At 68.3% G+C, this 6,540-nt stretch carries 10 protein-coding genes; 1 reads left to right on the top strand and 9 read right to left on the bottom strand.

Annotated elements, in window-relative coordinates; translation table 11 throughout:
- Nucleotides 1-92 precede the first annotated feature (92 nt).
- The 9 genes from ACH4TV_RS39445 to ACH4TV_RS39405 all read right to left on the bottom strand — a co-directional run bounded on the left by ACH4TV_RS39445 (nucleotide 93) and on the right by ACH4TV_RS39405 (nucleotide 5,447).
- The gene (locus ACH4TV_RS39445) at nucleotides 93-521 is read right to left on the bottom strand and encodes an ester cyclase (protein WP_398406153.1); all 429 of its coding nucleotides are present in this window, start codon (nucleotides 519-521) and stop codon (nucleotides 93-95) included.
- A 500-nt stretch (nucleotides 522-1,021) separates the two neighbouring features.
- Nucleotides 1,022-1,474, bottom strand: coding sequence for a PIN domain-containing protein (locus ACH4TV_RS39440; protein ID WP_398406152.1), 453 nt, complete (start codon nucleotides 1,472-1,474; stop codon nucleotides 1,022-1,024).
- Nucleotides 1,467-1,760 carry a type II toxin-antitoxin system Phd/YefM family antitoxin gene (locus tag ACH4TV_RS39435; protein WP_398406151.1) on the bottom strand — a complete coding sequence of 98 codons (294 nt, stop codon included), beginning with the start codon at nucleotides 1,758-1,760 and terminating at the stop codon, nucleotides 1,467-1,469. The genes ACH4TV_RS39440 and ACH4TV_RS39435 overlap by 8 nt, the downstream gene beginning before the upstream one ends.
- 654 nt (nucleotides 1,761-2,414) lie before the next feature.
- Nucleotides 2,415-3,203 carry a tetratricopeptide repeat protein gene (locus ACH4TV_RS39430; protein WP_398406150.1) on the bottom strand — a complete coding sequence of 263 codons (789 nt, stop codon included), beginning with the start codon at nucleotides 3,201-3,203 and terminating at the stop codon, nucleotides 2,415-2,417.
- A gap of 388 nt (nucleotides 3,204-3,591) precedes the next feature.
- The gene (locus tag ACH4TV_RS39425; RefSeq protein WP_398406149.1) at nucleotides 3,592-3,933 is read right to left on the bottom strand and encodes a PIN domain-containing protein; all 342 of its coding nucleotides are present in this window, start codon (nucleotides 3,931-3,933) and stop codon (nucleotides 3,592-3,594) included.
- Complete coding sequence (locus ACH4TV_RS39420; RefSeq protein ID WP_398406148.1) at nucleotides 3,930-4,205, bottom strand: hypothetical protein; 276 nt, start codon at nucleotides 4,203-4,205, stop codon at nucleotides 3,930-3,932. The genes ACH4TV_RS39425 and ACH4TV_RS39420 overlap by 4 nt, the downstream gene beginning before the upstream one ends.
- Before the next feature lie 158 nt (nucleotides 4,206-4,363).
- Nucleotides 4,364-4,645 (bottom strand): hypothetical protein, encoded by a 282-nt coding sequence (locus ACH4TV_RS39415; protein ID WP_398406147.1) that lies wholly within the window; start codon nucleotides 4,643-4,645, stop codon nucleotides 4,364-4,366.
- Complete coding sequence (locus ACH4TV_RS39410) at nucleotides 4,642-4,917, bottom strand: hypothetical protein (RefSeq protein WP_398406146.1); 276 nt, start codon at nucleotides 4,915-4,917, stop codon at nucleotides 4,642-4,644. The genes ACH4TV_RS39415 and ACH4TV_RS39410 overlap by 4 nt, the downstream gene beginning before the upstream one ends.
- Nucleotides 4,918-4,991: 74 nt before the next feature.
- Nucleotides 4,992-5,447: an ATP-binding protein gene (locus tag ACH4TV_RS39405; protein ID WP_398406145.1), complete on the bottom strand. Its 456-nt coding sequence runs from the start codon at nucleotides 5,445-5,447 to the stop codon at nucleotides 4,992-4,994.
- A gap of 234 nt (nucleotides 5,448-5,681) precedes the next feature.
- Here ACH4TV_RS39405 and ACH4TV_RS39400 point away from each other — a divergent pair, with 234 nt between their 5' ends.
- Nucleotides 5,682-6,536 carry a Scr1 family TA system antitoxin-like transcriptional regulator gene (locus ACH4TV_RS39400; RefSeq protein WP_398406144.1) on the top strand — a complete coding sequence of 285 codons (855 nt, stop codon included), beginning with the start codon at nucleotides 5,682-5,684 and terminating at the stop codon, nucleotides 6,534-6,536.
- Nucleotides 6,537-6,540 lie beyond the last annotated feature (4 nt).

Raw genomic sequence — 6,540 nt, 5'->3', positions numbered from 1 at the left:
CCTCACCGGCGAGAACACCATCTCCTGGCGCGACCCGACATCACCGGATCAAATTCGCATCCCGGGATGAAACAACGGGATAAAACGACCTCTCAGGACTGCAACTGGGCGAAGAGCGACGCCAGGTCGATGAGGCCCCAGGCCTCGGTGATCTTCCCGTCGACCACCTTGAACATACGGAACTCCAGCACCTTGAAGGATCGGCCGGTGGCGGGAATGCCGTTGAAGGGCCGGGTGCTCGTGCCGGCCCAGATGAAGCCGATCGCGAACCAATCGTCCTCGGCGACGACACGGACCGGCGTGAAGGTGACGTCGGGGAACGCGTCGAAGACCGACGCCAGCACCGCGCGGTTGTCCTCGACGCCGGTGGTGGTGCCGTCGGCGGCGTACAAGCGGGCGTCCGGCGCGAACGGGGCCAACGCGCTGTCGGCGTCCCGCAGGTTGAGTTGCCTCATCAACTCATCGGCAAACTGATGCAAGTCAGTGGTGGACGCTTGGGGTTCGACCTTCGAGGAAGACACGTGCTTCTCCAATGCGGATGGCCGGAGCGGCTCCGCCTCGGCGATGGACCACCCCGTTATCTTACGATCATAATGTTATCGAGGTGATCAAGAGGCCGCAAGCGAGTTCCGAGGCGAGTGGGATCGTGTGGCGGCCTACCGGTCGAGCACCGGCGCACGCCGTCCGTCGTGAACGTCACGGCGGGCAACGGGGCGAACGATCACCCGGAAGACCATCACTGCTCTCGCTGACCGCCTCCCGGCCCACGCCACCTCGCCGTCTTCGACGAGGCCGCCGACCCCCTCCGGGCCCGTGATGTCTGCGAAGGTCTCGACCACGAACTACTGCCGAAGAACTTCGAAGGCACCCGCGCCAAGATGAAACACCTCGTCAAGCTCGACGTCCTCACCGAGGCCGGCGCCGACAACTTCACCAGGCAGCAGTAGCCGACCGGGCCCCGCGACCAGCTGCCCTGCGCCAACCTCACCGGGAAACGGACATCACTTCACGAACCGCCCTCTCAGAGGTCGTCGGGGAGCAGCCGGAAGGACGGCTGCCCGGTCAGTGGCCGCATCATGCGGAACTGGCCGTCCGTCGTGAAGACATCGGCCGTGTGGAAGGCCGCCGCCAGGGCGACGTTCATCGCGTCCGCCAGCCCCACTCCCGCACCGCCGTCCGCGTCGACGTACCCGCGCATCACCGCCATGGCACTTCTCAGATGCGGTGCGGTGTCTGGCACTTCGAACCGGCGAGCCTCCGCCTGGCCGGCGATGAAGTCCAGCGCGTTCATTGCGGCCTTGGTGCCGACCCGTGAGGTCAGCAGGTGGTCCAGTTCGGCGAGCACCATGGGTGAGACCACGAGGTGCCCCGTTCGTGCGAGAGCTTCCCGGTGGGCGGAGTGACGGGGGTCCTTCGGTGTGCACAGCCGGTACAGGGCGTTCGTGTCGGCGATGGCGACCGGGATGTCAGGCATGGGTCCCCGTCCCCCCGCCCGCGTCATCGCCCATCCCCCGTAGCGTCGCCTCGACCTCCTCGTCGTCGAGCACGGGGCCGCCCAGGTCCGGGATGTCCAGGTCGCCCATGGGGTCGGTGCGGAACGGGTACGCGGGTCGGCCGGTCAGCGCACCGCGGGGCACGATGTCCCCTATCGGGACGCCGTCCTTCGTGATGGTCACCGTCTCCCCGGCCGCCACCCGGGCCATGACACGCGATGTCTGCTGGTTGAGCTCCCTCAGCGGGACCTCCGCGCTGTCACTCATTCGTCCGCCGTACTACTCGTTCTACATGGCTGCGTGGCCACTGTTCGTCTGCTCCGCCGATGACCGCGCCGTCCGGACCTTACGGGTGCCCTGACGTCCGTACTTGTTGCCGTCACTGCTGCTGTCAGAGGTATAGGGCCACTGGTCGAGCTACGGCAGGAGGGTCAGCGCGGGACGTGGGCAGGCTTGACAACGCTGAAGTGCCGCCGGTCGAGGGTGGCTACCCGGTCCACGCCGAAGCGCTCGGCCACTGCGATGACCGAGGCGTCGACCCTGTCCTGTCCCAGATAACTGTGGGCACACCAGGGCCTGCGACCTGCAGCGCCCACAGTTGCGTGGGACATCAGGTGGAGCGGTGTCTCGAAGAAGTGTGGGCAATCCACCGTGCGCAGCCTGGGCGGGACCAGTGTCAGGAGAACCAGACGACGAGCCTCACGTTGGTCGCGCCATGTAGGTCGCTCAGCGTGCGTATCACATTCCACGCAGACCCCCAGTGCGAAGCGTCGCCAGCCGACTGCTCCCGGCTCCGTTTCCGGACTCTGATGCACACAGCGCATCGCTCCAGCGTGCCAGTGGCCTTGGCCCGGCTCGTTGCGACAGCTGGATGAGCTGCCCAAGGTGCGCCTGCGGCTCGCCCAGAGTGGGGCATTGCGCTTACGGTCGAGTACCGTCGATGCGGTCGAGCAGCGTTCGGGCTTCGACGGTGCGGTGGTGGTCCGGGCCGAAGGAGGCCAGGCAGGCATCGTGAGCGGCTGCGGCTTGGAGACGGGCTTCGGGAGCGCGGCACAATCCCAACAGGGCAGTGGCAAAGGCCAGTTCGACGGCGCCCTTATCTGGATGGCGCTGGCGCTCGGGCAGAGCCCGGTACAGCTCGTCGGCGCCCTGTGCCTCGGCGAGGGCGTCTTCGTGGCGGGCTTGGCCGTTGAGGCTGCGGGCCAGGCCGAGCCGCAGGACCAGGGACATCCGGTCGAGTGCGCGATGGGCGGCCAGGGCCTCGCGGACGAGCGCCTCGGCCTCCTGATGGCGCCCCTGCGCATTGAGGGCGAAGACCAGTCCGTTGCGGGCGGCCGCCTCCAGGAGTGACATTTCCGGGCCGGTACCGCGGCTCGCGGCCTCGGCGACGGCCATACACTCTGCCTCGCACTCGGCGTACTGACCGAGGGAGGTCAGCTGCTGGGCGCGGTCCGAGCGCAGCTTCAGGGCCAGCCAGTGATCGGCTCCAAATAACCTGCTGAAGGCCGGCAGCGCTTCGTCGTACGTGACGAGTGCCTCGGCGTGGCGGCCTTGGGCGCCCGTCGCGAGTGCGGCGATGCTCAGCGCCACCGCTGCGTACTCGTCGTTGCGCGGCCGCGCCCGGGCCACGGCGCGCGCTTCGGCCTCCGCCTCGGCGTAACGCCCTGCCTCGTAAAGCGCCTTGGCCTGAGCCACAGGGGTTCCCGTCATCCGTCTGGCGTCGCTTCGGCCGCGCGGCCGGAAGAATCTCATGGCCGGGAGCATACGGATGCTGCGCGCGCTGCTGGGCGAAGGGGCAAAGAGCTGGTCGGCAGCCCCTGTGTCCTGAGGGCAGGCGGGGTGAACTCACCATCCCACTGGGAGGCCAGTCGTTGGCGGAGCGCTCCGTCCGCAGCCGGAGCCCTTAGGGGCGTCGGCCTCCAGGATGCGTGGGCGCTCTCGTACGCCGGGGCCGCTCTCCGCCGACGCCTCGCGCACACCCATCCCGGCCTCCGGAACGCCGCCACCCACAGACTCGACCGTAGAAGAGCCGCGGCTTCCCAACCGGCACAAGCCCGAATGGCTTCTGAACCTGCCTACACATGTCCGGGACACTGCCTCACTCGCCTACAGAAGAGCGGGACTGCCTACACATCACCGGGACAGGACAGACCCCGCCGAGCGGGAAGTCGGCGTACTGGAGGACCAGCTCAGCCATTCGCGTCAGGTCGGCGGGAGTAAGGTGCACCAGCTCGAATGTTACCCGTGCGACCTCGGCGAGGAACGCTGCTTCGACCTGGGGCCGGCGCTCCAACAGCCACCAGACCTCGGTCATGACCGGGCTGGGCAGCAGACGGCGGCCGGTCAGCGAGGTCAGCAGGGAGGCGCACTCCGGGTGACGCCGGTCGGCCGTGTTGAACGCCGCAGCCAGGGGGCCGGTGTCCAGGACCGTGGCGATCACGCCGAGTCGCCGAAGCGCTCGCGCATCCGCTCGCGGATGTGGTCGTCGTGCCGTTCAGCCAGATCCTCTGGGCCGTTCACGCTGCCGATCAGGGCCAGCAGCCCGGCCGGGACCGACTCCTCGGCCTCGTTCGCGTCGCCTGCCGGCAGTGACTGGGCAACCTGGGACAGTTCCTCGTCCTGGGTGACGAGCAGGCGCAGGCGTCGCACCTGGGTCGGGGTGAGCCGGTCCACCAGGTGGTGCATGTCCTCGTAGTCGTATGCAGCGGTCACGCCAGTAGCGTAGGACGGCCTGCGGCCTCGGACAGCTGATCGGTAGAGGTTCACCCCCGCCAGCTTCGCTGGGCTGCGAGACTCCCCGGCGCCACGCACGATGTGTGGCGCCGGGAACGTGCGACCGCCGATGAGGGCACGCAGCAGAGGGGCAGCCCTCAGTCCACCACCTGTGGATCACGGAAGTAGAAGACGACCGTCACTCCCATGCCCGGCGTGTGCGTGTACACGACGGTGATCGCCTCCGCCGAGTCGCGAGCGAGTGGGGTTGTGTACGTGTACTCCACGGAAGGAGGGCGCCAGCCCGGAATCTCGCGGCCGGCCGCCGGGTTCCGCCCGATCACCACGAGCGCGTCCCGTACGACTTCCCGCTCCCCCTCCGTCAGGTCGCCGAACACCTTCCTCGCGGGTTCGGCCTCCTCCAAGGGAACCTCGTTCACGTACCGCCGCCCCCGCTACGAGCCTCCTCAAGGGCCGTCATGATCTCCGGCGAGTTCCTGATCCGAACCCGGTGGCGGTAGGCCCTGACCACGGCGGCGGGACCCTTGAAATCGTTGGTCGGAGCGGCTCCTATGGCAGCCGCCAACTCCTCCTCGAACCGCTCCCGGTCCCCTGGGAAGCCGTAGCGACTGAGCGCACTGCGCAGGTCGTCCACGGTCCGGACCTCCGGGACGGGCATCGCTCCCCAGCCGTGCTCGGGCTGTGCGCTCATGTTCTGCTCCTGATGGACGGACGTGGCTCCACTTCTCAGTATGGCGCCGCCCACAGAAGGCCGACAGGGCGTGATCACCCGTTCACCCCCGTCTGCCCGCACTCGGCCCACAGCAGCTTGCCGCCCTCCGACGCGCCCGGCTCCCGCAGCACGGACACGCCCCACGCATCGGCGCACGCCCGTACGAGGTGCAGCCCGCGTCCACCTTCGGCGTCGTCCGGGGGTACGACGACGGGGGCGCCCTGCCCGCGGAACCCGGGCGGGACTCGGGAGTCCGTGTCCCATACGGCGATCCGGAGCCGGTCGGGCTCGGCCGAGAGGAGGCGGAGGGCGTAAGGGCCCCTGGTGTGGAGGTGGGCGTTGGTGAGCAGTTCGGAGGCGAGGAGTTCGGCCGTGGGGGTGAGGTGGGCGAGGTCGTGGGCGGCCAGGACGGTGCGCAGGGTGGCGCGGGCGATGCCGGGTGCGCGGGGATCGTGCGGGAGTTGGAGGGCGTAGCTCCAGGACGAGGATGACGGCGATACGGTGGCCATCGGAAATCTCCGATCACGGAGGGGAGTTGGGTGGTTTCGGTACGTTGTACTGCGTGGCGTTGCGTTGCCCAGTGACCGTGGTCGCTCCGTCGAGCGGGGTGCTTCTGGGCGGTATGGCGCCTGAGATGAAGGTAGGGGATCCGCAAAGGTGCTTTGCTGGATTCCGAAGGATCTCGGCGCTTTATCCCTCATGTGGGTGACAAGGCCCTGCGGTGTCCGCGACAAGGAGACGACATGACGACCAGGCCCGCTCCGACGGCCCGACGTGTCCGGCTCGCGACGGAGCTGCGCAAACTCCGCGAGCGGGCAGGGATGACCTCGACGGAGTCAGCGCAGCTGCTGGGCACCAGTTCTGGTCAACTCAGCAATGTGGAGTCCGCCCGGTTCGGCGTAAGCCCCGACCGCGTCCGTGCGATGGCCCACCTCTACTCGTGCACGAACCAGCCCTACATCGATGCCCTCGCCGCCATGGCCGGCGAGAAGACACGCGGCTGGTGGTGGGAGGCCTACCGCGAGGTACTGCCCTCAGGGTTGCTCTCACTCGCCGAACTGGAGCACCACGCAACCGCCCTGCGCACCGCCTTCACCTCACACGTCCCCGGAATGCTCCAGACCGCCGAACACGCCCGCGAGATCTTCCGGCACGTGATCCCGGCTCCCACCCCGCCCGAGGTCGAGCACCGGGTCTCGTACCGCGTGAAGCGACAGGACGTCGTGTACCGGGCCGACCCGAATCCGTACAGCACCGTCATCCATGAAGCCGCCCTGCACATGAGGGTCGGCGGACGTGACGTGGCACGCGCGCAACTCCGGCATCTGCTCGACATGAGCGAACGGGACCACATCACCCTCCGGGTGCTGCCGTTCGATGTCGGCGCGTTCCCCGGGTCGGGCCAGTCCATCAACTACCTGTGCGGCCCTGTACCGCAACTGGACACCGTCCAACTCGACCAGTTCCACGGCCCCATGCTGCTTGACGCCGAGGCCCACCTGGACAAGTACCGACAGCTTCTGGACACCGTCGAGGCCGCCGCCCTGGCCCCGGAGAAGTCCCGAGACCTGATCCTTGCCATCGCCCAGAACCTGTAGAGGA

Origin of the sequence: Streptomyces sp. NPDC020898 (genome assembly GCF_044333925.1) — a bacterium.
Lineage (GTDB): Bacteria > Actinomycetota > Actinomycetes > Streptomycetales > Streptomycetaceae > Streptomyces.
Note: the sequence above shows the minus strand (reverse complement) of the source record. Positions and strands in the feature narration are given on the sequence as shown.

Bases quoted from the DNA above. Each gene is read 5' to 3' on its own strand.
- ACH4TV_RS39440 (WP_398406152.1), bottom strand. From the start codon at position 1,474: ATGCCTGACATCCCGGTCGCCATCGCCGACACGAACGCCCTGTACCGG.
- ACH4TV_RS39405 (WP_398406145.1), bottom strand. From the start codon at position 5,447: ATGGCCACCGTATCGCCGTCATCCTCGTCCTGGAGCTACGCCCTCCAA.
- ACH4TV_RS39430 (WP_398406150.1), bottom strand. From the start codon at position 3,203: ATGACGGGAACCCCTGTGGCTCAGGCCAAGGCGCTTTACGAGGCAGGG.
- ACH4TV_RS39435 (WP_398406151.1), bottom strand. From the start codon at position 1,760: ATGAGTGACAGCGCGGAGGTCCCGCTGAGGGAGCTCAACCAGCAGACA.
- ACH4TV_RS39400 (WP_398406144.1), top strand. From the start codon at position 5,682: ATGACGACCAGGCCCGCTCCGACGGCCCGACGTGTCCGGCTCGCGACG.
- ACH4TV_RS39410 (WP_398406146.1), bottom strand. From the start codon at position 4,917: ATGAGCGCACAGCCCGAGCACGGCTGGGGAGCGATGCCCGTCCCGGAG.